This window comes from Pseudomonas arsenicoxydans (genome assembly GCF_006438915.1).
GTDB lineage: Bacteria > Pseudomonadota > Gammaproteobacteria > Pseudomonadales > Pseudomonadaceae > Aquipseudomonas > Aquipseudomonas arsenicoxydans_A.
This window is the reverse complement of sequence record NZ_RCZE01000007.1, coordinates 120,455-142,482: the sequence shown is the minus strand read 5'-3', so window position 1 is coordinate 142,482 and position 22,028 is coordinate 120,455. Positions and strand designations below refer to the sequence as shown.

At 59.4% G+C, this 22,028-nt stretch carries 18 protein-coding genes; 10 read left to right on the top strand and 8 right to left on the bottom strand.

Translation table 11 applies throughout. The annotated features are described in order from the left end of the window. Positions 1 to 71: 71 nt before the first annotated feature. The gene (locus EAH78_RS16365; RefSeq protein WP_140668433.1) at positions 72 to 1,220 is read left to right on the top strand and encodes a pyridoxal phosphate-dependent aminotransferase; all 1,149 of its coding nucleotides are present in this window, start codon (positions 72 to 74) and stop codon (positions 1,218 to 1,220) included. Next, positions 1,208 to 1,999: an amidohydrolase gene (locus EAH78_RS16360; RefSeq protein WP_140668432.1), complete on the top strand. Its 792-nt coding sequence runs from the start codon at positions 1,208 to 1,210 to the stop codon at positions 1,997 to 1,999. The genes EAH78_RS16365 and EAH78_RS16360 overlap by 13 nt, the downstream gene beginning before the upstream one ends. Positions 2,000 to 2,177: 178 nt before the next feature. On the opposite strand, the gene leuA is transcribed toward EAH78_RS16360, so the two are convergent. Beyond that, positions 2,178 to 3,857, bottom strand: coding sequence for a 2-isopropylmalate synthase (gene leuA, locus EAH78_RS16355; protein WP_140668431.1), 1,680 nt, complete (start codon positions 3,855 to 3,857; stop codon positions 2,178 to 2,180). Between the two features lie 173 nt (positions 3,858 to 4,030). Between leuA and EAH78_RS16345 the strand changes: the two genes are divergently transcribed. Beyond that, positions 4,031 to 4,231 carry a hypothetical protein gene (locus EAH78_RS16345; RefSeq protein ID WP_140668430.1) on the top strand — a complete coding sequence of 67 codons (201 nt, stop codon included), beginning with the start codon at positions 4,031 to 4,033 and terminating at the stop codon, positions 4,229 to 4,231. 18 nt (positions 4,232 to 4,249) lie between these two features. After that, positions 4,250 to 4,606: a hypothetical protein gene (locus EAH78_RS16340; RefSeq protein WP_140668429.1), complete on the top strand. Its 357-nt coding sequence runs from the start codon at positions 4,250 to 4,252 to the stop codon at positions 4,604 to 4,606. A 120-nt stretch (positions 4,607 to 4,726) separates the two neighbouring features. Here the strand turns inward: EAH78_RS16340 and EAH78_RS16335 are convergent, their stop codons facing one another. After that, positions 4,727 to 5,548 carry a peptidoglycan DD-metalloendopeptidase family protein gene (locus tag EAH78_RS16335; RefSeq protein WP_140668428.1) on the bottom strand — a complete coding sequence of 274 codons (822 nt, stop codon included), beginning with the start codon at positions 5,546 to 5,548 and terminating at the stop codon, positions 4,727 to 4,729. Positions 5,549 to 5,551: 3 nt separating this feature from the next. Then, positions 5,552 to 6,931, bottom strand: coding sequence for an exodeoxyribonuclease VII large subunit (xseA, locus tag EAH78_RS16330; protein WP_140668427.1), 1,380 nt, complete (start codon positions 6,929 to 6,931; stop codon positions 5,552 to 5,554). Between the two features lie 184 nt (positions 6,932 to 7,115). Here xseA and EAH78_RS16325 point away from each other — a divergent pair, with 184 nt between their 5' ends. From EAH78_RS16325 to guaA, 4 genes are all read left to right on the top strand, one after another. Next, complete coding sequence (locus tag EAH78_RS16325; RefSeq protein WP_140668426.1) at positions 7,116 to 7,883, top strand: sulfite exporter TauE/SafE family protein; 768 nt, start codon at positions 7,116 to 7,118, stop codon at positions 7,881 to 7,883. 202 nt (positions 7,884 to 8,085) lie between these two features. Further along, on the top strand, positions 8,086 to 8,634 hold the full coding sequence (locus EAH78_RS16320) for a sugar ABC transporter ATPase (RefSeq protein WP_140668425.1): 549 nt from the start codon (positions 8,086 to 8,088) through the stop codon (positions 8,632 to 8,634). Between the two features lie 185 nt (positions 8,635 to 8,819). Then, complete coding sequence (guaB, locus tag EAH78_RS16315) at positions 8,820 to 10,289, top strand: IMP dehydrogenase (protein WP_140668424.1); 1,470 nt, start codon at positions 8,820 to 8,822, stop codon at positions 10,287 to 10,289. Positions 10,290 to 10,388: 99 nt separating this feature from the next. Further along, a complete protein-coding gene (guaA, locus tag EAH78_RS16310; RefSeq protein WP_027922773.1) occupies positions 10,389 to 11,966 on the top strand; it encodes a glutamine-hydrolyzing GMP synthase in 1,578 nt (525 codons plus the stop codon). 87 nt (positions 11,967 to 12,053) lie between these two features. Here the strand turns inward: guaA and EAH78_RS16305 are convergent, their stop codons facing one another. Then, entirely contained in the window at positions 12,054 to 16,784 is a 4,731-nt protein-coding gene (locus tag EAH78_RS16305; protein WP_140668423.1) for a membrane-targeted effector domain-containing toxin, read from the bottom strand. Positions 16,785 to 17,050: 266 nt separating this feature from the next. On the opposite strand from EAH78_RS16305, the gene EAH78_RS16300 reads away from it, so the two are divergent. Both EAH78_RS16300 and tadA read left to right on the top strand, forming a co-directional pair. Next, positions 17,051 to 18,427: a multicopper oxidase family protein gene (locus EAH78_RS16300; RefSeq protein WP_140668422.1), complete on the top strand. Its 1,377-nt coding sequence runs from the start codon at positions 17,051 to 17,053 to the stop codon at positions 18,425 to 18,427. Next, positions 18,427 to 18,924 (top strand): tRNA adenosine(34) deaminase TadA, encoded by a 498-nt coding sequence (gene tadA / locus EAH78_RS16295; RefSeq protein WP_140668421.1) that lies wholly within the window; start codon positions 18,427 to 18,429, stop codon positions 18,922 to 18,924. Before EAH78_RS16300 ends, tadA begins: the two co-directional genes overlap by 1 nt. Positions 18,925 to 19,054: 130 nt before the next feature. On the opposite strand, the gene cmoB is transcribed toward tadA, so the two are convergent. From cmoB to EAH78_RS16275, 4 genes are all read right to left on the bottom strand, one after another. Further along, positions 19,055 to 20,011 (bottom strand): tRNA 5-methoxyuridine(34)/uridine 5-oxyacetic acid(34) synthase CmoB, encoded by a 957-nt coding sequence (gene cmoB / locus EAH78_RS16290; protein WP_140668420.1) that lies wholly within the window; start codon positions 20,009 to 20,011, stop codon positions 19,055 to 19,057. Continuing rightward, positions 20,008 to 20,787 carry a carboxy-S-adenosyl-L-methionine synthase CmoA gene (cmoA, locus tag EAH78_RS16285; RefSeq protein WP_193560083.1) on the bottom strand — a complete coding sequence of 260 codons (780 nt, stop codon included), beginning with the start codon at positions 20,785 to 20,787 and terminating at the stop codon, positions 20,008 to 20,010. The genes cmoB and cmoA overlap by 4 nt, the downstream gene beginning before the upstream one ends. Positions 20,788 to 20,993: 206 nt before the next feature. Next, positions 20,994 to 21,629, bottom strand: a complete 636-nt coding sequence (locus EAH78_RS16280; protein WP_140668418.1) for a lysoplasmalogenase — start codon at positions 21,627 to 21,629, stop codon at positions 20,994 to 20,996. Between the two features lie 2 nt (positions 21,630 to 21,631). After that, positions 21,632 to 22,024, bottom strand: a complete 393-nt coding sequence (locus EAH78_RS16275; protein WP_140668417.1) for a protease inhibitor I42 family protein — start codon at positions 22,022 to 22,024, stop codon at positions 21,632 to 21,634. Between the last annotated feature and the right edge of the window lie 4 nt (positions 22,025 to 22,028).

The following is a 22,028-nucleotide window of genomic DNA, read 5'->3' as shown; positions in this document are numbered from 1 at the left end:
CTGAAGGTTTGAGGCTTGACCGCTCGCAGCTTGTCGCTGGAAACTTGCAGCTCACCTGCAGGGGCTCACCGATGATCACCAGTAAGCTGCCGAATGTCGGCATCACTATCTTCACTCAGATGTCTCAACTCGCGGCGCAAACCGGGGCGATCAACCTGTCCCAGGGTTTTCCCGATTTCGATGCCCCGCAAGCCCTGTGCGATGCGGTCGGCCGGCACATCGCCAATGGCCATAACCAGTATTCGCCAATGACTGGCCTGCCGGTGCTGCGTCAGCAAGTGTCATCGAAGATTGCTCGCAGCTATGGCGTCAACGTCGATGCCGATCACGAAGTGACCATCACCCCCGGCGCCACCCAAGCGATCTTCTGCGCGATTCAGGCGGTTATCCACAGCGGTGACGAAGTGATCGTGTTCGATCCTTGCTACGACAGTTATGAACCGTCGGTGGAGCTGGCCGGTGGACGCTGCGTGCATGTGCAACTCGGGCTGAATGATTTTTCCATCGACTTCCAGAAACTGGCTGACGCCATCACGCCGCGTACACGGATGATCGTGCTCAACTCGCCGCACAATCCGAGTGGGGCGCTGATCAGCCGGGCGGAGCTGGATCAGTTGGCGGATCTGATTCGGGGTCGCGACATCTATCTGGTCAGCGATGAAGTCTACGAACACCTGGTGTTTGACGGCGTGCCTCATGTCAGCGTGTTGAATCACGAAGAGCTGTATCAACGCGCTTTCGTGGTCAGTTCCTTCGGCAAGACTTACCACGTCACTGGCTGGAAAACCGGCTACGTGGTCGCACCACCGGCGCTCACCGCCGAGCTGCGCAAGGTGCATCAATACGTCAGTTTCTGCGGCGTCACTCCGCTGCAATTTGCCTTGGCCGACTTCATGGCCGAGCACCCGGAACACGTCGAAGAGTTGCCCGGTTTCTATCAAGCCAAGCGGGATCTGTTCTGCGACCTGTTGGTACCGTCGCGTTTCAGCTTCACTCGCGTGACCGGCACCTATTTCCAATTGGTCGACTACTCGCAAATCCGCCCGGACCTCAATGACGTCGAGATGGCGCTGTGGATGACCCGCGAACATGGTGTGGCGAGCATCCCGATCTCGGTGTTCTACCAGACCCCACCCGAAGGCCAGCGCCTGGTGCGCCTGTGCTTCGCCAAACGCGAGGAGACCCTGCGTGAAGCAGCGGCAAAACTATGCGTGATCTGAGTGCACTGCCCAACCTGAATGTCGCGCTGATCCAGACCACGCTGGCCTGGCACGACCGGCAAGCCAACCTCGAGCATTTCGAGCAGTTGCTGGAGCAGGCGCGCGGCGCGGACCTGATCATCCTGCCGGAGATGTTCACCACCGGTTTCTCCATGGAGTCGCAAACGCTGGCGGAGGCGGAAAACGGTCCGACCAGCAAGTGGCTGCGCGTTCAGGCGGCGAAGCACGACGCGGTCATCACCGGCAGCATCATCGTGCAAACCGCAGACGGCAGTCATCGCAATCGCCTGCTGTGGGCGCGGCCGGACGGGGAGGTGTGGCATTACGACAAGCGCCATCTGTTCCGCATGGCCGGCGAGCATAACCACTACACGCCGGGCGAGCGTCAGGTGCAGTTCGAGCTCAAGGGCTGGCGCGTGCGGCCGCTGATTTGTTACGACCTGCGCTTCCCGGTCTGGAGCCGCGATGCCCACGACACCGATCTGTTGCTGTATACCGCCAACTGGCCGGGGGCGCGGCGTCAGCATTGGAATCGCTTGCTGCCGGCACGGGCCATCGAAAACCTCTGCTACGTGGCCGCAGTGAATCGCATCGGCACCGATGGCAAAGGTTTCGCGTACACCGGTGACAGTCAGGTGCTGGATTTCCAGGGCGAAACCCTGCTCAGTGCCGGCGAGGCCGACGGTGTGTTTCAGGTAGTCCTGAATGCTGCGGACCTTCAGGCCTATCGCACGCGTTTCCCGGCGAACCTTGACGCAGATACGTTCGAGTTCACCTGAGATTTTCGCTGACCGCCCCGGCCTCTTCGCGAGCAAGCCCGCTCCCACATTTAATCGCGGTCTAATGTGGGAGCGGGCTTGCTCGCGAAGGGGCCGGCTCAGCCCATACAAAAAACACAGGCAAACAAAAAGGCCCCAAGGTTCGCACCTCGGGGCCTTCTGCATTACGGCGACAGGCTTACGCCGCTTTCGCTTCCGGCTGGCTCAGCGAGCGGTTCAGCGCGCTGAACAGTGCTTTAAAGCTGGCAGTGGTGATGTTTTCATCAATACCCACACCGTGCACCGCACGTTCACCGTTCACACGCAGTTCAATGTAGGCCGCAGCCTTGGCATTGGTGCCCGCGCCGATCGCGTGTTCGTTGTAGTCCATGATCTCCACCGGAATCGGCAGGCCGGCCACCAGGGCTTCCAGTGCGCCGTTGCCTTTGCCGCGCCAGTGCAGGTTGGTTTCGCCCTGACCTTTGCTGGAGACTTCCACTTCCACGGCGCTGTGACCGTTTTCTTCCTGCAGGCGGTGGCTGACCAGCGCGTACGGGGTGTTGGCTTGCAAGTACTCGCTGTGCAGCAACGCGTGGATCTGTTGAGCGGTCATCTCGAGGCCCAGGCGGTCGGTTTCGCGCTGTACGACCTGGCTGAACTCGATCTGCATGCGGCGTGGCAAGTTAATGCCGTATTCCTGTTCCAGCAGGTAAGCGATACCGCCCTTGCCCGACTGGCTGTTGACGCGGATCACCGCCTCGTAGCTACGACCGATGTCGGCCGGGTCGATCGGCAAGTACGGCACTTCCCACAAGGCATCCGGTTTCTGCTGGGCGAAGCCCTTGCGGATCGCATCCTGGTGGGAGCCGGAGAACGCGGTGTGCACCAGATCGCCCACGTATGGGTGACGTGGGTGTACCTGGATCTGGTTGCACTCTTCGACGACCTTGCGCACGCCGTCGATGTCGGAGAAGTCCAGTTCAGGGTGAACGCCCTGGGTGTAGAGGTTCAGCGCCACGGTCACGAGGTCGACGTTACCGGTACGCTCGCCGTTGCCGAACAGGCAGCCTTCGACACGGTCGGCGCCGGCCATCAGGCCCAATTCGGTAGCGGCGACACCGGTGCCACGGTCGTTGTGGGTGTGCAGGCTGATGATCACGCTGTCACGACGGTTGATGTGACGGCCGAACCATTCGATCTGGTCGGCGTAGATGTTCGGGGTGGCGCATTCGACGGTGGCAGGCAAGTTGAGGATCATCTTGTGCTCAGGTGTCGGGTTCCAGACCTCGATCACGGCATCGCAGACTTCCTTGGCGAATTCCAGTTCGGTGGCGCTGAAAGTCTCTGGTGAGTACTCGAAGGTCCACTCGGTGTCCGGTTGCTGGGCGGCGTATTTGACGAACAACTTGGCCGCGCTGACGGCGATTTCCTTGATCCCGTCCTTGTCCTGATTGAAGACAATCCGGCGGAAAGAAGGGGAGGTCGCGTTGTACAGGTGAACGATGGCTTTCTTCGCGCCGCGCAGGGATTCGAACGTGCGCTCGATCAAGTCTTCACGGCCTTGGGTCAGCACCTGAATGGTGGTGTCGTCCGGGATGTGCTTGCCTTCGATCAGGGTACGCACGAAGTCGAAGTCGGTTTGCGATGCGGCCGGGAACGAGGCTTCGATTTCTTTCACACCGACCGACACCAGGGTTTTCCAGAAGCGCAGTTTCTTGACCGCGTCCATTGGCTCGATCAGCGACTGGTTGCCATCACGAAGGTCAGAGCTGCACCAGATCGGCGCGGCGGTGATGGTCTTCGACGGCCAGGTGCGGTCCGGGATGTCGATTGTCGGGAACGCGCGGTATTTCGAAGACGGGTCTTTGAGCATGCTCATCGGGGGAATCCTTATTGTGTTGGCCGAAAAAAGGCGGCCTGCCGGTGGATCAACTGTTCTTTGTCTTGGGGGAAAGCGTGGGGCGAGGCACCGCGATTCAGCCTGGCAGTCGTGCGCTGACGAGGCACAGGCTGCGGTGCTGGCGAAGCTGAATGAGGGTGTGAAAGGTTTTCATGCCTTCAACCCTAACCTCGGGGGTGAAGGATGGCAAGCAGTCGAAAAAAATTGAGAGGAATACTCGAAAACACAAATTTATCGAGATTTTATTGCTAGGGGTGGCGGTGATTGTGTTGATGATTGCGCGAGGTTTGAGCACTGCGCAATTGGAGAATTGCGCCGATGCCTCCCTGAGCGCAGCTATGCTTAAAGCCTGAACAAGGCAGGAGTCGCACATGAACGAGTCGGACTGGAAGCGATATAGCGCGTTGCGGCCGTTGGCGCATGAGCGGATGTGTATCCGGATCATGGAGGAGGTCGAGCGCACCGTGCTGGATAAAAGCCTGGAGCCTTATGATCGGATCGAAGCTACTGAAGAGCTGCTTCAGTCCAGACAAAAGGAGCTGTATTGGGCGTTTGGTGTGTTTAGGTTTTCGCGGCACGAGGCTCAGTCGCACTTACTTGGGTTGTGCGCGCGGGAGTTGATCACGTCTGAGGAGTTGGCGGGGTTTTCGGCGGAGACGCAGGAGTGGGTCAGGCATTGTTTGGCGGATCGGGAGGCCCATGGGATCGAGGATCTTGAGGCTGAATAGGTAGCGTCTGCGATGCCGCCTTCGCGAGCAAGCCCGCTCCCACATTTGATCTGCGGCGTACACAAATCCAATGTGGGAGCGGGCTTGCTCGCGAAGAGGTCAGTAGCCTCACCGACTAATTTAAGGTTGAAACGCCCCGATAAAAATCGCCGGATCCACCCGCGCATCATTCAGGCTGATATTCCAGTGCATGTGCGGCCCGGTCGCTCGGCCAGTAGCACCGACCTTGCCCACCACGCCACCACGCGCCAACTGCTGCCCAACCTTCACATCAATTTTCGACATATGACAGAACATGCTGATAAAGCCCTGCCCATGATCGACAAACACCGTGTTGCCGTTGAAGAAGTAGTTGCCGATCAGAATCACCTTGCCCGCGGCCGGCGTCTTGATCGGCGTACCCGCCGGCACAGCAAAGTCCAGCCCGGCGTGCGGATTGCGTTCTTCACCATTAAAGAAACGGCGCACACCAAACTTGCTCGACAGCGGCCCGTTGACCGGTTTGTCCAGCAGCAGGTTACTCGGCGTGTTCGGGCTGAAGCTGCGGTAGGCCTGGATCTGCTCGGCCAGTTCGCCTTCGATGCGCTTGAGGTTGTCCGCGTTCGGATTGACCTGCTGGGTATTTTTCAGGGTGATGTGTTGTTCCGGGTATTTCTTGTTGCCGACGGTGAAGTTCAGGTTGCGACCGCCGCTGCTGATCTGCTGCGTACCCGGTTTCACGGTCAGCGGCACGCCGACAATCGCCAGCCAGTTGTTCTGTTCCTTGACCACCAGCACCGGTTTGCCTTGATAGCTGGCTTTCGGCGCCTGGGCAGCGGCGCCCAGATCCACCACGGCCACGCCGCCCGGCACCGGTTTGTTCAACAGGCGAGTGATGTAGCTGTCGGCGTGGGCGTTGAAGGTCAGGCACAGCAACAACAGCGGAGCTAAAAAACGCGGCATGGATCAATCCAGTAAAGAAAGGGTGACAGGCGTCAGGTGATTGTCTTCGACCCGTACTTGCAGTTCGCCGTCGCCGAGTTTGGCCTTGAGGCGCTGACCGTTGTGGGTTTGCTCGGCGCTGCGGATCGCATTGCCGCGTTCGTCCAGCAAAATGCTGTAGCCACGAGCGAGGGTCGCCAGCGGGCTGACCACTTGCAACGTCTGCACCTGACTTTGCAGTTGCAGGCGTCGCGACTTCAGGCCTTCGCGGATGGCACGGGGCAGGCGTTCGGCGAGGCTGTCGAGGCGCTGGCGGAGCATCGCCAGTTGCCGGCCGGGATGTTGCCCGGCGAGGCGGGTTTCCAAGCGAATCAAACGTTCGCGGCGGGTGTTGAGGCTGTGCTCGAAGGCGCGACGCATGCGCATGTCCAGGTCATCCAGGCGCTGCGCTTGCTGGCGCAGGCGTTCGCCGGGATGGCGCAGGCGGCGGGAAATGCCTTCCAGGCGCAGGCGGTCGCGCATCAAACGGTCGCGCATGCGCATCACCAGCCGGCGATGCAGGCTTTCGACCCGGCGCACGAGATCGCTGGAGTCCGGGGCGAGCAACTCGGCGGCGGCGGAGGGTGTAGGGGCGCGAACGTCAGCGACGAAATCACTGATCGACACGTCGGTTTCGTGACCGACGGCGCTGACAATCGGCGTGACACAGGCATCAACGGCGCGGGCTACCGCTTCTTCGTTGAAGCACCAGAGGTCTTCCAGCGAACCGCCGCCACGGGCCAGGATCAGCGCGTCGAAACCGCGGGCGTCCGCCAGTTTCAGCGCGCGGACAATCTGCGCGGTGGCCTCGCGACCTTGCACGGCAGTGGGGATCAGCGTCAGCTGGATCTGCGGAGCACGGCGGCGGAACACGCTGATAATGTCGCGAATCACCGCGCCGGTTGGCGAGCTGATGATGCCGATGCGTTGCGGATGCGCCGGCAGCGGCACTTTTCGCTCGGCACTGAACAGGCCTTCGGCGCTGAGCTTTTCTTTCAGTGCATCGAAAGCCAAACGCAGCGCGCCGTCACCGGCCGGCTCCACGGTGTCGAGGATCAGCTGATAGTCGCCGCGTCCCTCGAACAATGAAACCTTGCCGCGGACTTTGACCGCCAGGCCATCTTTCAGCGCCTGGCGAACCCGTGCTGCGTTCTGCCGGAACAACGCGCAACGCACTTGGGCGCCGCTGTCCTTGAGGGTGAAATACACGTGGCCGGACGCCGGGCGGGCGAGGTTGGAGATTTCACCTTCGACCCAGATATTGCTGAACACGTCTTCGAGCAACACCCGCGCGCGGCCGTTGAGCTGGCTGACAGTCAGGACTTCACGGTCCAGGCCGAGTCTTGCAAAGGGATCTTTAATCATGGGGCGCAGTTTAAAGGCATTCGGCGATCAATCTCCATGCATCAACAAAAATCCCTTGTAGGAGTGAGCCTGCTCGCGATAGCGGTTTAGCATTCAAAACTGTTGTCGACTGATACACCGCTATCGCGAGCAGGCTCACTCCTACAGGGGTAAAGTCGGGGCCCGGACTCAAGGAAGACCTGCAATGAATGCATTCGAGATGTTGCACCAATGGCCCTTCGGCGCAACGGATTGGCTGATCATCGGGCTGGGCATCGCTCTGGCTTACATCGTGTTTGGCATCGCCGGCTTCGGCACCGCGCTGGTGGCGGGGCCGATTCTGATTCTGTTCATGCCACTGTCGAAGATCGTGCCGTTGCTGGTGCTGCTGGATTTTGTCGCGGCGTTTGGCAATCTGCTGCCTTCAAGGCGCGATGTGGCGAAACCCGAGTTGCTGCGATTGCTGCCGTGCATGGCGGTGGGTTGCACGCTGGGGGTGATTTTTCTGCTGAACCTGAAGTCAGACGTGTTGCTGCTGCTGATGGGGCTGTTTATCAGCGCCTATGCGATTTACAGCCTGTGGGTCAAAACCCGTCCGACGCAGTTATCCGCCGCGTGGGCGGTGCCGATGGGCACGGTGGGCGGGATGTTCGGGGCGTTGTTCGGCAGTGGCGGCTTCTTGTATGCCATCTACTTGAACAGTCGCCTGCCCAAAGAGGCGGCCCGCGCGACCCAGAGCGCGCTGATCAGTTGCAGCACGGTGGTGCGCTTGAGCCTGTTTGCCGTCGCAGGTGTGTATGCCGAGCTACCCTTGTTGGTGTTGGCGCTGTGTTTGTTGCCGGCCATGGCCTTGGGGCTGTGGATCGGGCGGCGATTGACCAGGAGGTTATCGCGCGAGGCATTTGTGCGACTGGTGACCTGGTTGGTGCTGGCCAGCGGGATTGCCTTGATCGGGCGTTACCTGAGCACTTGACCGGAACATCTCAGGGATTAAGCTGCCCGGCGCAGTCCCTGTGGCGAGGGAGCTTGCTCCCGCTGGGCTGCGAAGCGGCCCCAATACCTGCAGTGTTGTGTGTCAGGCACACCGCATGCGTTGGATACGACTGCTGCGCAGCCGAGCGGGAGCAAGCTCCCTCGCCACAAGGGTGAATATTCAGTATTTGCAGGGCCGCACCATGAACTCTCAAAGCATCATCGTCCCGAAAATCTCTACGCTGCCCGTGCACGAACCCCGAGCCCGGGCGGTCGTGCGGTGGCTGGTGCGCAAAAACATCATCAAGGAAGAACTGACCACCTGCGGCCGCACCGGCAATCGCATGGGCCACGCCCTTGCCGACGGCGCCCGTGCGGTGGTCTTGCACCCGGAAGCGTTGCCCTTTGGTGAGCCGATCAATGGCCTGGAGATCATCACCAAGCGCTGCATCTATACGCCGGCAAAAGGTTTCCTGAGCGAGGCGGGCTGCGCCGAGTGCCGCAAGGAAGTCGGCGAAGCGCTGTTCGAAAGCCTGGAAGACTGGATGCCGGGCCGAACCGATAACTTCACTTGTCCCGAATGCGGGCATGAAGATGACATCAACGGGTTCCTTTTCCTCCAGGAGTGCGGTTTTTCCAACCTGGGTTTTATCTTCAACAACTGGGCAGAAGCCGGGTTCAAGCAGAGCTTTATCGATGAATTTGCCGATTGGCTGGATCAGCCAGTCAGTTGGGTCAAAGTCGAACTGTAGGAGCACAGCTTGCTGGCGATGGCGGACATAAGGACGTTATCGCGGGCAAGCCATGCTGCTACAGAATTCGGGGTTAAATGCCCGTCAATCGACCGTATCGATAATAGACAGAGTTTTACATTGAACCCGAGGGGGTGTCTGACTATAATGGCGCGCTTCCATTTTCCCGCTCGGGAGCCCCCGCGATGCTGCGTATCAGCCAAGAAGCTCTGACATTCGACGACATTCTCCTAGTGCCCGGTTATTCCGAGGTACTTCCTAACGAAGTCAGTCTCAAGACCCGCCTAACCCGTGGCATCGAGCTGAATATTCCTCTGGTTTCTGCCGCCATGGACACCGTCACTGAAGCCCGTCTGGCAATCGCCATGGCTCAGGAAGGTGGCATCGGCATCATCCACAAGAACATGACCATCGAGCAGCAAGCTGCCGAAGTGCGCAAGGTCAAGCGTTACGAAGCCGGCGTGGTCAAGGACCCGATCACGATCGAGGCAGACGCCACGGTTCGTGAACTGTTCGAACTGACCCGCATGCACAACATCTCCGGCGTTCCGGTACTGCACGATGGCGACCTGGTCGGCATCGTCACATCCCGTGACGTGCGCTTCGAGAACCGCTTGGACGTCTCCGTCCGTGAAGTGATGACGCCTAAAGAGCGTCTGGTCACGGTCAAGGAAGGCGCCGACAAGAACGACGTTCGCGAGTTGTTGCACAAACACCGTATCGAACGCGTACTGATCGTCGACGACAAATTCGCCCTTAAAGGCATGATGACCGTCAACGACATCGAAAAAGCCAAGGCTTACCCGCTGGCCAGCAAGGACGATCAAGGTCGTCTGCGTGTGGGCGCTGCTGTCGGTACCGGTAAAGACACCGGTGACCGCGTCGCTGCCCTGGTCAATGCCGGCGTTGATGTGGTGGTGGTCGACACCGCTCACGGCCACTCCAAAGGCGTGATCGACCGCGTTCGCTGGGTCAAACAGAATTTCCCTGAAGTGCAGGTCATCGGCGGCAACATCGCCACCGGCGCTGCCGCTCTGGCCCTGGCCGAAGCGGGCGCTGACGCAGTCAAGGTCGGTATCGGCCCTGGCTCGATCTGCACCACCCGTATTGTTGCCGGTGTCGGCGTCCCGCAAATCAGTGCCATCGCCAACGTCGCCGCTGCCCTTGAAGGCACTGGCGTTCCGTTGATCGCCGACGGCGGCATCCGCTTCTCCGGTGACCTGTCCAAGGCCATCGTAGCCGGTGCTTCCTGCGTGATGATGGGCTCGATGTTCGCCGGTACTGAAGAAGCACCGGGCGAGATCGAACTGTTCCAGGGGCGTTCGTACAAGGCTTACCGTGGCATGGGTTCGCTGGGCGCCATGTCCCAGGCTCAGGGTTCCTCCGACCGTTACTTCCAGGACTCCTCGGCAGGCGCCGAGAAACTCGTTCCGGAAGGTATCGAAGGGCGTGTTCCTTACAAGGGCACACTGAGCGCCATCATCCATCAACTGATGGGCGGCCTGCGTTCCTCGATGGGTTACACCGGCAGTGCCGACATCGAAGAAATGCGCACCAAGCCTGAGTTCGTGCGGATCACCGGTGCTGGCATGGCCGAGTCCCACGTGCACGACGTACAAATCACCAAAGAAGCGCCAAACTACCGCGTAGGTTGAGGCTTCCAGCAAAAAGTTAAGTAACCGGGGCTGTTTTATTCAGCCCCGAGTTGTTTCTGAATCACGACTGTTTCTGAATTACTTAGACGAGACTGAATCATGGCCCTCGACATTCACGCCCACCGCATCCTGATCCTCGACTTCGGTTCCCAGTACACCCAGCTGATCGCCCGCCGCGTGCGCGAAATCGGCGTGTATTGCGAACTGCATCCGTTCGACATGGACGACGAAGCGATCCGCGAATTCGCTCCAAAAGGCGTCATTCTCGCCGGCGGCCCCGAGTCCGTGCACGTCGCCGACAGCCCGCGCTGCCCGCAAGCGGTGTTTGACCTGGGCGTGCCGGTCTTCGGTATCTGCTACGGCATGCAGACCATGGCTGAACAGCTGGGTGGCAAGGTTGAAGGTTCCGAGCTGCGTGAGTTCGGTTACGCTCGCGTTGACGTGGTCGGCAAGAGCCGCCTGCTCGACGGGATCGAAGACCACATCGACGCCGACGGCCTGTTCGGCCTCGACGTGTGGATGAGCCACGGTGACAAGGTCACCAAGATGCCGCAGGACTTCCACATCCTCGCCAGCACCCCAAGCTGCCCGATCGCCGGCATGTTCAACGACGCTCGCGGCTACTACGGCGTGCAGTTCCACCCGGAAGTGACCCACACCAAGCAGGGCGGTCGCATCCTCTCGCGCTTCATCCTCGACATCTGCGGCTGCGAAGCCCTGTGGACGCCTTCGAAGATTGCTGAAGACGCCATCGCCAACATTCGCGCCCAGGTCGGCACCGACAACGTACTGCTCGGCCTGTCCGGCGGCGTTGACTCCTCGGTAGTGGCTGCATTGCTGCACAAAGCCATCGGCGACCAACTGACTTGCGTCTTCGTCGACAACGGCCTGCTGCGTCTGCACGAAGGCGAGCAAGTGATGGCCATGTTCGCCGAGAACATGGGCGTCAAGGTGATCCGCGCCAACGCCGAAGATCAGTTCCTGAACAACCTGGCTGGCGAAAGCGACCCAGAGAAGAAACGCAAGATCATCGGCCGTACCTTCATCGACGTCTTCGATGCCCAGTCCAACAAACTGGACAACATCAAGTACCTCGCCCAAGGCACCATCTACCCGGACGTGATTGAGTCGGCTGGCGCCAAAAGCGGCAAGGCTCACGTGATCAAGTCGCACCACAACGTGGGCGGCCTGCCGGAAGAGATGAACCTGAAACTGGTCGAGCCACTGCGCGAGCTGTTCAAGGACGAAGTCCGTCGTCTGGGCCTGGAACTCGGCCTGCCGTACGACATGGTCTACCGTCACCCATTCCCGGGCCCGGGCCTGGGCGTGCGGATTCTCGGTGAAGTGAAGAAGGAATACGCCGACCTGCTGCGTCGTGCCGACCACATCTTCATCGAAGAACTGCGCAAGGCCGACTGGTACCACAAAGTCAGCCAAGCCTTCGTAGTGTTCCAACCGGTGAAGTCGGTTGGCGTTGTAGGCGATGGCCGTCGTTACGCCTGGGTCGTAGCCCTGCGCGCCGTTGAAACCATCGACTTCATGACCGCGCGTTGGGCTCACCTGCCTTACGAACTGCTGGAAACCGTCAGCGGCCGCATCATCAATGAAATCGAAGGCATCTCCCGCGTCACTTACGACGTGTCGAGCAAGCCGCCTGCGACGATTGAGTGGGAGTGATCCCGGTTTCAACTGATCGTCCGTAACACCTCAAAGGCCCCGTGAGCGTAAGTTCACGGGGCTTTTTGCGTATCAGGTCCTGCTTGGTTACACGGGCAGACGCCCTTCAAGCGTCATACCCATGCGGTTGAGCGCTCGCACAAGAAGGCCAATATTTTGGTAGCTGACTTGATGCATATCGGTCCAGGCGGGACGGTTGATCAGAAAGGCGCCACCCTCCGTTCGCTCAATCATCGTGCGCACAATCTCACCGGTCCTGCTGCGATGGATCAACGTCCAGGTATCTTCTGATCGCTCGATGGTGAACATGCCTGCACGGTAGAGGAGTCGAAGGATTGCTTCCTGTGTTCGTTGAATGGCAGGCGTGGGCATTTCCAGGCTGACGTCGGCATACAAAGTGTCAAAGTCGCCGTTCATTTGCGGTTGTAGCGGAACGTCACGGCCGACCTCGATTCCATGGTCTATCTCGATGTGCAGACTCTGATCAGGACGTACCTCTTCAATCCGTAAACCGATCCCCCCCTCTGTTTCGCTGATGCCAGCGATGCCCCTGAACGTGTTGGTGTTTTCCTGGCCAGTCAGCGCTACCCACTTCCCGGGACTGTAGGCTTCGTTGGCCTGGATGATCGTATGAGTGAGGTAATTCTTGATGGATTGTTGTGAAGTGACGCCAAAGGAAGCGCCTTCATACCGATAGCTCGCGAAGCAATCAGTGGCCTGGATTCGAATGCCGTACTGACGCGCAGTTCGGACAACCTCAAGGGGGGTGAACTGACCGGCAGGGTCGGTCTGGAGCTGTTTCAAATACAGTTCCAACATGCCATCCATTTGCCCTGATTCGGCAAAAGTATTCAGGGCGACCTGAATGAAGTCGTTTAGCAGACGGTGCATGTAGATCGTCTTGACGCCATGCTTTGCCAGCGTCTGCATGTTCTCGATGAGGAACCGCATGCTGGCAATGCGATCCTGACTCTCACCGATGACTAACCCGGGTGCGGCCTCGAATATTTTCTCAATGAGCTCCGAGAGCGTCATGGATGGCGTGATAACAGGCTGTACCGGACGCGCGGGCAATGAGGCGAAGAAGTTTTTTGGGGCATGGAATGCGCGCGCATCTTTCACCAGTGAAGTACGTCGTTCGGCGATGAACTCTTCGTAAGGAGTCACCCCTTTCAGGGTCCCATCGGGAAGGTTAACAATTTTGATGTGCGTTTCTTTTTTTCCCAGTGCCAGGAAGTTCAAGGAGCGACCATTGGGGGCGTCGTATTTAGTCAAGTGTCTGAAAAACCTGGCCGGTGGCCGGGCATGGGTGGTTCCTGTGGAGGAGCCGGGAACGGGGTCGGGCAGGTCCTTGCCACCGCCCCTCAATTCGCTTTTCGGTGCCAGCTTCCATTCGCCCTCGCCATTCAATCGCACCGGCATTGAACCCGTGGAGGCATGTGGGTTAGCCGGGTCGATGATGGCCCAGGTTCCGCCGCCATTGATGTCGGCTTCATAACGCACGTAGTAGGACTGATCGTTCATCAGGATCGCGGTGGACGGGTTTGAGTTCAGCGAATAGATGCCCTGGAATTTTCCGCTGGTGGCCAGAGGAGCCTCGCTTTCCAGAATTTCATTACTCTGCCAGTGCTCCGGTACTGCGGTCTGTGGCTCGATTTCAGGCAGTGTCGGAGTGAGCTTTTCGAGCACCTGGCCTGTCCCGAATGCCTCGGAGGTTGTGTTCTGAGTGGCGACTTGTTCAACGGCATCCGCCGTTTCCAACGGCTGGACAGGCCAGCCCATGAGTTTCATGCCCTTCGCGGCGAGTGCGTTTTTAAGTGCTTCAAGATTATTGAAAGGCTTGAAGACGAAGTCCGGCCATAGGGGGGAATCGAGTTCGATGTATCCGCCGGGCATCGTTTTGATAATGGTTTCTTCTATCTGCTTGTTGGCATTGCGATAGACCAAAAGCACGGCGCTATCAGAACGCTGAAAGGTGTACATGCCTGACTCCGGCAACAGGGCTTTCAGGTTTGTCGAGGATCTATAGGTCCAGGGCGTTTCCACTGGCAGCCGCCAAGCGCCTTTGATGGATGACTGTACGGCGTTCAAGTCCTCAAAGGAGGCTTCATGAAGATCATAGACAGGCGTGTCCGCAGAGTCCTCATACACCACCGCCGCTCCGGAATCGGCTGTAATGGGCTCCGCCAGTCCGGGGCTCACCTCATCGATGCGCACACTCACAGCGCCCACCTGTTCACTGATGCCTTGATAACTCCTGAAGGTGCTCATGTTTTCCCGATTGACCAACGCCACCCAACTGGCTGATCCGTGCGCTTGCTCATTCAGTTGAATGACTTCGCCAGCAAAAAAACTTCGTGCCATTTGTTGTTGCGGCTCGAGGCTGACATGACCATTGATGTTGTAAGTAATCGCGCAGTCGACGGCTTGAACACGGATATGCTGCGCATTGGCGGCCTTCACGAGTTCCAGGGAAGTGAACTTTCCCTCCGGGTCCTGACCCGTCTTGAGATCGAGTTTCTGCAGGTAGTCTTCGAGCTCTGCGGGCATTTCCCCGGTGCGAGCGAAAGTGTCCAGATCAACTTGATTGGCGTTGGTCAGTAGCCCTTGAAGATAGAGCCTCTTGAACCCCAGTTTCGCCAGTGTTGGCATATATTCGATCAACAATTTTCTACCGGCGATGCTGCCCGGAGTCTGACCCAAGACCAACCCGGACTTTTGTTCGGATGCTGTTTGAAACAGCTCTGCCGCCGTTTTGAACGGAGGGGGGGAAGAAGTTTGCACGGGTGGCAACGGTGGATGAGCTTCGTAGTAGGCTTCGGCGTCGTGTATCAGCCGGTTACGTGCAATGCGCTGATGCCAGGCAAATCGACTGGTCTGTACTTCATGTCCTTCTTCCTCAATAACCGTAATAAACTCATCCGGACCGCCGAGGGCCCATTCCCTCATGCGGGGACTTCGCAGTTTTTTTACATAAGTGCCGGGTTCCTGCGCCCATGCCCCGTCTTGGGGTAGAGAGGACTCACCCAACGTGTTGGTGGGCGGCGATTGCATTCCTCCTTTCAGGCCTGTGCGGGTCATCAGTTCCCACTGACCGTCAACGTTCAGGCGAACGGGAAGCGAGCCCGAGAAAGCGTCGGGGTTTTCTGGATCAATAATTGCCCATTTGCCGCCACCGTTGGCATCGGCTTCGAAGCGCACGTAATAGGCTACGTCGTTCATCCTGATCGCGGTCGATGGGTTGGAATTGAGCGAATAGATCCCCTGAAATTTTCCGCTCTGGGTAGACAGCATTGCGCCTTCCAGCGGCTCATGGCATTGCCATTGTTCAGGCACTACAACCGGTTCTTTCGGCGATAAAGGTGACCCGTCGGGTTGAGGGCGATTCGACTCTGCACTGTCGGGCTCGCGCGGATCTTCCGTTACGGTAGATTCAGCGGCAGTGTCCGACTCCCTCAGCGAAGCCATGTCGGCGGCTTCGGCGGCATCCACTGAAGCCCCGACTTCATCCAGAACACTGGCTTCCTTGAGCATCGGGATATTGAACAGGACATTGATGCCATCGAGCACCGCGCCGATGACGCCAGCCTTGCGTTGCGCCGCCGTTTTGCCATTGACCGCCTTGTCGATGTTCAAGCCCATCGCGGCGATGCTGGCCCCGATCACCGGCAACGCGATTGGCCAGCCCATCACCGCCAAGGGGCCAAACACATGCAGCCCGGCTGTCAGGTAACCCAGCCAAAGCTGTTTGCGCATTTGTCCGTGGGTCACCAGCGTCAGATCCGCCTCTTCTAGCATCGTGCTCTGGACCGCCCGGCTCTGCCAAGTGAAGGCATCGCCGCTGATCGTGATGTTTTTCTGATTGATCAAGTGGTGGTCGTATTTTCCCCAGGTGCCGACCAACTGGTTCATCAGCGGGGTGATGTTGTCATGGACTTCTTTACGTACCGATAGCGGGAAATGGGTCATGAACTCGGTGCGCGGCTGCTCCTCATTCATTTGCAGCAAAGTCCACCAGTGCATGTCCGTCGGTGTCGGGTGCACGTGGAAAGCCTGTGCGGCGCCGGGAACGTAAGTGATCTGCCGACCGTTGCGGTCAACGATGCGCAGAATATCGGTGGCGACATGCCCTGCGACATCCAATGCGCAAACACGAAGATCTGCAGGCGGCTTGGTTTGGGACTGCAGGGTCGCCAGGGTGATCGGCCAGGTCGCAGCACCGACGGCGGCCCTGACGACGGTCTGAAAATCCTCCTCTTCCAGTTGACCGTTTTGCCGCGCCTCGACGGCCTTGCTGAGGTAGTTACCTTTGGCCAGCGTCCGGAAGTCATCGAAATGAGTGGCCCAGAACGCGTTCAGTTTATTCAGATAGCGTTCACTGAGGTTCATCTCCCACAGGTCCGTGAGGACCTTGCTGGGGTACATCCGCACTTCATTGGTTTCATTGAAAATGCTGGCGCTTGCATCTGCTGTGTAAAACCCGCCGTTACTGTTCAGTTCGAGGGCGTCGTCTTGGTCGGTGACGCGGTATCCCTGGATGACCAGTTGCGTCAGGGTCAATGATTCACAGGGTTTGGGGGCGTGCTCCCAACCCAGAAAGGCTCTGGTGCTGCTGGCCGAGACGTTATCGAACCGGTGCCACCAGACCTCATCCGGGTCCATGCCGGTGATGCCGTATTTTTTCAGGATTTCGCTGGCGACCGCGTGGGCTTCTTCCTTCAAGCCCGGGCAGGCTGTCACAACCACGGGGGCAATTGTTTTCAGCTGCTCCTTGTCGGCAGCATTGGGTAAGGCTTCGGTACTCTGATCAACGGGCATGCTCTCGCTCCATGAGAAATGGGCCGTGAGGATGACCCGTTTGCTCAAGGCACGTGCACTACATAGTTATACCCACATGCCTTTCGTGACCGTGTAGGGTCAGCGCCGTGCCACATCCGAAAAGAACAACGTGTCGTGCTTTGCCAGCCTTGATCTCCCTGTGTCCCATTGCCACCCCACCCTTACTGTTTCTCAACCGCAGGTGTATCGTATTCGCCTTTTGCAGGCCTTGGTGCCTGTCGCTGATACGTGAGGTAGTTAAGTTCATGTCCTTTACCCGTCGCCAAATCCTCGGTGGCCTGGCCGGTCTTGTTGTCGTTGGTGTCGGAGCGGGGGGCGCGTCGCGTTACTGGTTGGGCAAGATGGCCGACGCTGACGCAGGTCACGACTACGAACTGATCGCAGCACCGCTGGACGTCGAACTGGTGGCCGGGCACAAGACCGAAGCCTGGGCATTCGGCCCGTCGGCACCGGGTACTGAATTGCGCGTCCGGCAGGGCGACTGGTTGCGGGTGCGTTTTATCAACCACCTGCCTGTGGCGACCACCATTCACTGGCACGGCATCCGCCTGCCGCTGGAGATGGATGGCGTGCCTTACGTTTCGCAACTGCCGGTGCTGCCGGGGGAATACTTCGATTACAAATTCCGCGTGCCCGACGCGGGCAGCTATTGGTATCACCCGCACGTGAACAGCAGCGAAGAGCTTGGTCGCGGGCTGGTCGGTCCGCTGATCATCGAGGAGCGTGAGCCCACCGGTTTCAAGTACGAAAAAACCCTGAGCCTCAAGAGCTGGCACGTCGATGAAGAGGGCGCGTTCGTTGCGTTCAGCATTCCTCGTGAAGCCGCGCGCGGCGGTACGGCGGGACGTTTGTCGACCATCAATGGCGTCTCGCAAGCGGTGATCGATTTGCCCGCCGGACAGATCACCCGAGTGCGCGTGCTCAACCTCGATAACACCCTGACCTATCGACTCAACATCCCCGGTGTCGACGCGCAGATCTACGCACTGGACGGCAATCCCATTGAGCCGCGCCCGCTGGGCAAGGAATACTGGCTGGGCCCCGGCATGCGAATTTGCCTGGCGATCAAGGCGCCGCCGGCCGGTGAGGAATTGTCCCTGCGCAACGGACCGGTTCGCCTGGGCACCTTGCGTTCAGTGGCGAATACCGACGCACCGACACCATGGCCGCCGGCGCTGCCTGCCAACCCGATCGCCGAGCCGGACCTGGCTAATGCCGAGAAACTCAACTTCAATTTCGAGTGGGTGGGCTCGGTGTCGGTAAATGTCGATAACGGCAAACCGCCCAGCCTGTGGCAAATCAACGGCAAGGCGTGGGACATCACGGACAAGACTTGCGCTGACCGCCCGATTGCCAAGCTCGAGAAGGGCAAGAGCTACATTTTCGAATTGAAGAACATGACTCAGTATCAGCACCCGATTCACTTGCACGGCATGAGCTTCAAGGTCATCGCCTCGAACCGGCACAAAGTCATTCCGTACTTCACCGACACGTATCTGTTGGGCAAGAACGAACGTGCGCAAGTGGCGTTGGTGGCGGATAACCCGGGCATCTGGATGTTCCACTGCCATGTGATCGATCACATGGAAACCGGCCTGATGGCCGCCATCGAGGTGGCGTGATGCGTCAGATTCGTCCCGCCGCGATCATCGACCGCAGCCGTGATCGCGACTTCATGCGCGAAGCCCTGGCCCTGGCCGCACAAGGCGCAGCGTTGGGTGAAGTGCCCGTGGGCGCAGTGCTGGTGCAGGACGGCGAAATCATAGGGCGCGGCTTCAATTGCCCGATCAGCGGCAACGACCCGAGCGCCCATGCCGAGATGGTCGCGATCCGCGCCGCCGCCTTGGCCGCCAGCAACTATCGCCTGCCCGGCAGCACGCTGTACGTGACGCTGGAGCCGTGCAGCATGTGCGCCGGCCTGATCGTGCACTCGCGGATTGCGCGGGTGGTGTATGGCGCGCTGGAGCCCAAGGCCGGGATTGTGCAGAGTCAGGGGCAGTTCTTCACCCAAGGATTTTTGAACCACCGGGTGTTGTTTGAAGGCGGGGTGTTGGCGCAGGAGTGTGGGGCGGTGTTGAGCGAGTTCTTCAAGGCTAGACGCGCCAAACCTACTGAATAAATACAGAACCAATGTGGGAGCGGGCTTGCTCGCGAATGCGGAATATCATTCAACTAAAATGTTGACTGACCCACCACTTTCGCGAGCAAGCCCGCTCCCACATTTGATCTCCATTGGCAGGGAGATTGGCTTACTTGCGGGCGACGATGACTGCACGCATCGGCGCCGGCAGCCCTTCAATCGTCTTGCTGTGATCGTCCGGGTCGAGGAAGTCGCTCAGCGACTGATACTTCATCCACTCCGTCCCGCGCTGTTCCTCGACCGTGGTCACGCTCACGTCCACACAACGCACATCGGTAAACCCGGCACGGCGCAACCACAGCTCCAACGCCGGCACCGACGGCAGGAACCACACGTTGCGCATCTGCGCGTAACGGTCTTCCGGCACCAGCACCTGTTGCTGATCGCCTTCGATCACCAACGTCTCCAGCACCAGTTCACCGCCCTTGACCAGGCAATCCTTCAGCGTCAGCAAATGCTCGATCGGCGAACGACGGTGATAGAACACGCCCATGGAAAAAACAGTGTCGAAGCCTTCCAGCTCCGGCGGCAAGTCTTCGAACGGGAAAGGCAGGTGCCAGGCGTTGGGTTCGGACAGGTAACGTTGCACGGCCTGGAACTGGCAGAAGAACAGCCAGTTCGGGTCAACGCCGATCACGCTGTCGGCACCGGCGCCGAGCATGCGCCACATGTAGTAGCCGTTGCCGCACCCCACATCAAGAATGCGTTTGCCCTTCAGATCCAGATGCGGCGCAACACGCGACCACTTCCAGTCCGAACGCCATTCGGTGTCGACGTGCACACCAAACAAATCAAACGGCCCTTTGCGCCATGGCGACAACCCCATCAGCGCGGTACGCATCTGCGCACGGGTTTCGTCGCCGCACTCGGTGTCCAGCATCAGGCCGTTTAGCAGGTCGACGACCCTCGGCTGGATCTTCGGCAAGGCGTCCAGCGCACTTTGCCAGCGCTCCAGGTCGCCGTGACCCTTCTCCATTTTCTTGTCGAGTTGCGCTTGCAGAGTGTTGGCCCAGGCGGCCAGTGGTGTACCGGCCAGACGGCGGGCGAGGGGGGACAGATCAATCATGGCAAGGCAATCAACGAGGCAAAGTTTAGACACTGAAACCACGGCACGACTTTCGAGAACCCGGCGGCCAGCAGGCGGTCGCGGTGTTCTTCGAGGCTGTCGGGCTTCATGACATTTTCGATGGCGCTGCGCTTCTGGGCGATTTCCAGTTCGCTGTAGCCGTTGGCGCGTTTGAAGGCGACGTGCAGGTCGGTGAGCAGCGCGTGTTCTTCGAGGTCGTTGAAGCGCAGCTTCTCCGACAGGATCAGCGCGCCGCCCGGCAACAACGACTGGCGAATGCGCGCGAGCAACGCGGTGCGCTGGTCCGGGGCGATAAATTGCAAGGTGAAGTTCAGCGCCACCACCGAGGCTGGCTGGAAGTCGAGGGCGAGGATGTCGCCTTCGATCACTTCTACCGGCAGCAACTCCTGGAACATCGAGTCCTGACCGTTGAGGTATTCGCGGCAGCGTTCGACCATCGCCGCCGAGTTATCCACAGCGATGACTCGGCAACCGTCGGTGCGCACGTGACGGCGCAACGCCTGAGTCACGGCGCCCAGGGACGAACCGAGGTCGTAGAGCACGCTGTTGGGCTGGGCGAATTGCGCAGCGAGCACGCCGAGGTTTTCCACGATGGTCGGATAACCCGGCACCGAGCGCTTGATCATGTCCGGGAACACCCGCACCACGTCCTCGTTAAAGGCGAAGTCAGGCACCTGGGCCAAAGGCTGGGCGAAAAGGCGATCGGGTTCTTTGCTCACGGCGGTTCCAGCGGCGTTGGTGGAAAAGGCCGGCATTTTAGCCAAATTGACGGGGGGATGCGCGGGTTGTCTGATAAACCGCCGGGTTCACCTCGCCTAACGGGGATAAACACTTTTGTGGCGAGGGAGCTTGCTCCCGCTGGAGTGCGAAGCGCTCCCGTGTATTTTTTCAGGCTTACCGCATTTACAGACGTAACGACTGCTTCGCAGCCGAGCGGGAGCAAGCTCCCTCGCCACAGGGGTCAGCGCGGTTTTGAACTGAACGCCGAAGCGGTAATTCCCCACTGTCCCAGCCAGTAACTGAGGATGATCACATAAGGCGCTGCGTCGAAAGGCGCGACAAAGCGGCTGATGCCAATCACGCTGTCGGAGAATACAAACGCCAGCGCACCTGCTGCCGCCAGCAGTGCCGAGCGTTTCGGCACATTCGTGCCCAAGCGAGCCAGTGCCCGCCAGAGCATTGCGCTGATGGCCAACCCGTAAACAATCACCGGGATCAGCAATGGTCCGAGGCCGTGGGAAATCAGAATCCCCAGCAACACCGCGCCGACTCCCAGCGCAATCACCAATGGCAACGCCGCCAACCGCCGGCAATCACTCAAATAGGCTTTCAGATACGCCAGGTGCGCGACCAGAAACGCCCCGAGACCAAACACAAACAGATCCCCCGGCCACGCCAGCAACACGTCGCCGAGCAGCGAAAAAATCAGGCCAAGACTGATCCAGCGCCGATAGTCGCTCGGCGGCGCGTCGTGCAACCAGCCGAGCAGGGCCAGCACTGGCAACGGTTTGACCAGCAGACAAAGCAACGTCGCGTGCACACTCACGCCATACAGAAAGGTCACCGCGCCCATCAGCGCCAGAATCAGCCAGCCCACGATCAGTTAACCGAGATTGCGCAGTCGAAAGTTTCCACCGGCAACACTTCCGGGGCCCAAGGCTGCTGCGAGGTCAGGCGCAAGCGCCCGGTGCCGGCGGTAAAGGCCTGAAAGCGCCAGGTCGAAATACCGGCGCTGCCGACGATCCCGGCGTCTTCCGGATTGCTGTACACCTCAGGGCTGAGCGCATGCAGCACACCACCGGCCGAGTCCTGGATCGCCCAGCGATAACCGGTGGTCGGGTTGCTCGGCAGGGTCAGGATCAGGTTTTGCCCGCTGTTGAGTTTCACCGGGCATTGGCTTTGTTTTTCCACGGTCACGTTCTGTTTCGGCTGCGTGGCGCAGGCGGCCAGCAAGGAAAGGGCGAGGGGGACAAACAAGCGAGTGGGGGACATAAGG

What these genes read in the sequence shown, in the direction of transcription:
- EAH78_RS16320 (WP_140668425.1), top strand. Translation starts at nt 8,086, where the DNA reads ATGAACTCTCAAAGCATCATCGTCCCGAAAATCTCTACGCTGCCCGTG.
- EAH78_RS16365 (WP_140668433.1), top strand. Translation starts at nt 72, where the DNA reads ATGATCACCAGTAAGCTGCCGAATGTCGGCATCACTATCTTCACTCAG.
- EAH78_RS16345 (WP_140668430.1), top strand. Translation starts at nt 4,031, where the DNA reads ATGCCTTCAACCCTAACCTCGGGGGTGAAGGATGGCAAGCAGTCGAAA.
- EAH78_RS16300 (WP_140668422.1), top strand. Translation starts at nt 17,051, where the DNA reads ATGTCCTTTACCCGTCGCCAAATCCTCGGTGGCCTGGCCGGTCTTGTT.
- cmoA (WP_193560083.1), bottom strand. Translation starts at nt 20,787, where the DNA reads ATGCCGGCCTTTTCCACCAACGCCGCTGGAACCGCCGTGAGCAAAGAA.
- leuA (WP_140668431.1), bottom strand. Translation starts at nt 3,857, where the DNA reads ATGAGCATGCTCAAAGACCCGTCTTCGAAATACCGCGCGTTCCCGACA.
- guaA (WP_027922773.1), top strand. Translation starts at nt 10,389, where the DNA reads ATGGCCCTCGACATTCACGCCCACCGCATCCTGATCCTCGACTTCGGT.
- EAH78_RS16305 (WP_140668423.1), bottom strand. Translation starts at nt 16,784, where the DNA reads ATGCCCGTTGATCAGAGTACCGAAGCCTTACCCAATGCTGCCGACAAG.
- tadA (WP_140668421.1), top strand. Translation starts at nt 18,427, where the DNA reads ATGCGTCAGATTCGTCCCGCCGCGATCATCGACCGCAGCCGTGATCGC.
- guaB (WP_140668424.1), top strand. Translation starts at nt 8,820, where the DNA reads ATGCTGCGTATCAGCCAAGAAGCTCTGACATTCGACGACATTCTCCTA.
- EAH78_RS16335 (WP_140668428.1), bottom strand. Translation starts at nt 5,548, where the DNA reads ATGCCGCGTTTTTTAGCTCCGCTGTTGTTGCTGTGCCTGACCTTCAAC.
- xseA (WP_140668427.1), bottom strand. Translation starts at nt 6,931, where the DNA reads ATGATTAAAGATCCCTTTGCAAGACTCGGCCTGGACCGTGAAGTCCTG.
- EAH78_RS16360 (WP_140668432.1), top strand. Translation starts at nt 1,208, where the DNA reads ATGCGTGATCTGAGTGCACTGCCCAACCTGAATGTCGCGCTGATCCAG.
- EAH78_RS16275 (WP_140668417.1), bottom strand. Translation starts at nt 22,024, where the DNA reads ATGTCCCCCACTCGCTTGTTTGTCCCCCTCGCCCTTTCCTTGCTGGCC.
- cmoB (WP_140668420.1), bottom strand. Translation starts at nt 20,011, where the DNA reads ATGATTGATCTGTCCCCCCTCGCCCGCCGTCTGGCCGGTACACCACTG.
- EAH78_RS16340 (WP_140668429.1), top strand. Translation starts at nt 4,250, where the DNA reads ATGAACGAGTCGGACTGGAAGCGATATAGCGCGTTGCGGCCGTTGGCG.
- EAH78_RS16325 (WP_140668426.1), top strand. Translation starts at nt 7,116, where the DNA reads ATGAATGCATTCGAGATGTTGCACCAATGGCCCTTCGGCGCAACGGAT.